1 protein-coding gene is annotated in these 1,551 nt (G+C 49.8%); it reads left to right on the top strand.

Annotation, left to right across the window (positions count from 1 at the left end; translation table 11 throughout):
• Positions 1 to 1,551: UvrD-helicase domain-containing protein (locus tag R8N46_RS24615; protein ID WP_318189700.1), on the top strand; the 1,551-nt coding region annotated here is incomplete at both ends.

Here is a 1,551-nt window from a genome sequence, read left to right as displayed (position 1 = left end):
AACGATAAACAACGTGAAGCCGTTGCAGCACCTCTAGAAAACTTGCTCGTTCTTGCTGGCGCAGGAAGTGGTAAGACTCGCGTTCTTGTTCACCGTATCGCTTGGTTGATGTCGGTAGAACAAGCGTCTCCGTTCTCAATCATGTCGGTAACCTTTACCAACAAAGCGGCAGCGGAGATGCGTGGCCGTATTGAAGAGTTGATGATGGGCAGTGCGTCAGGCATGTGGAATGGTACCTTTCACGGTATTTGTCACCGCATTTTGCGCGCGCACTATCTTGATGCCAAGCTACCTGAAGACTTTCAAATCATCGACAGCGACGATCAACAGCGTTTACTGAAGCGTCTGATCAAAGCACAAAATTTGGATGAGAAGCAGTGGCCTGCACGCCAAGTGGCTTGGTGGATTAACGGCAAAAAAGACGAAGGTCTGCGCCCAACACATATTGATGCTTACCACGATCCTGTGACCAAAACCTACTTGCAGCTATACACCGCTTATCAAGAAGCGTGTGACCGTGCAGGTTTGGTCGATTTTGCAGAAATTCTGCTTCGCGCTCATGAGCTACTGCGCGATAACAAGTTTGTCCGAGAGCACTACCAGGCACGCTTTAAACACATTCTGGTTGACGAGTTCCAAGACACCAACAATATCCAATACGCTTGGCTACGCATGATGGCGGGGCCTGAGTGTCATGTGATGATTGTGGGTGACGATGACCAATCGATTTACGGTTGGCGCGGAGCAAAAGTCGAAAACATTGAGAAATTCACCCGTGAATTCCCAAGTGTAACCACCATTCGCCTAGAGCAGAATTACCGTTCCACCAAGACCATTTTGGAAGCTTCCAATACCTTGATCGCCAATAACACTGAGCGTATGGGTAAAGAGCTGTGGACTGACGGCGTTGTTGGTGAGCCGATTTCGGTTTACAGTGCTTACAACGAGTTGGACGAAGCCCGTTTTGCGGTTAACAAAATCAAAGAGTGGCAAGACAAAGGCGGAGCATTGAATGATGCAGCGATGTTGTACCGCAACAACGCCCAGTCTCGTGTACTGGAAGAAGCGTTGATTCAAGCTGGTCTGCCATACCGTATTTATGGCGGTATGCGATTCTTCGAGCGTCAGGAAATCAAAGACGCACTGGCCTACATGCGTTTGATGGCCAACCGTAATGACGATGCTGCATTTGAACGTGTGGTGAATACGCCAACTCGTGGTTTAGGTGACAAGACACTAGAAACCATCCGCCGTGCGGCGCGCGATCGTGGTTGCACGATGTGGGAAGCCAGCGTTGCGATGTTGGATGAACAAGTGCTCGCGGGTCGAGCGGCTGGGGCATTAGGTCGCTTTATCGAACTTATTACCGCACTCGAAGACGACACGTTAGAGATGCCGTTGCACGAGCAAACAGACCATGTGATCAAGTACTCTGGCTTGTTTGCCATGTATGAGCAAGAGAGGGGCGAAAAATCTAAGGCTCGTATTGAGAACTTGGAGGAATTGGTGACCGCAACTCGCCAATTCGAGAAACCAGAAGAAGCGGAAGAG

The sequence above is a fragment of the Vibrio sp. 1874 genome (genome assembly GCF_033344395.1).
GTDB classification, from domain to species: Bacteria; Pseudomonadota; Gammaproteobacteria; order Enterobacterales; family Vibrionaceae; genus Vibrio; species Vibrio alginolyticus.
Note: the sequence above shows the minus strand (reverse complement) of the source record. Positions and strands in the feature narration are given on the sequence as shown.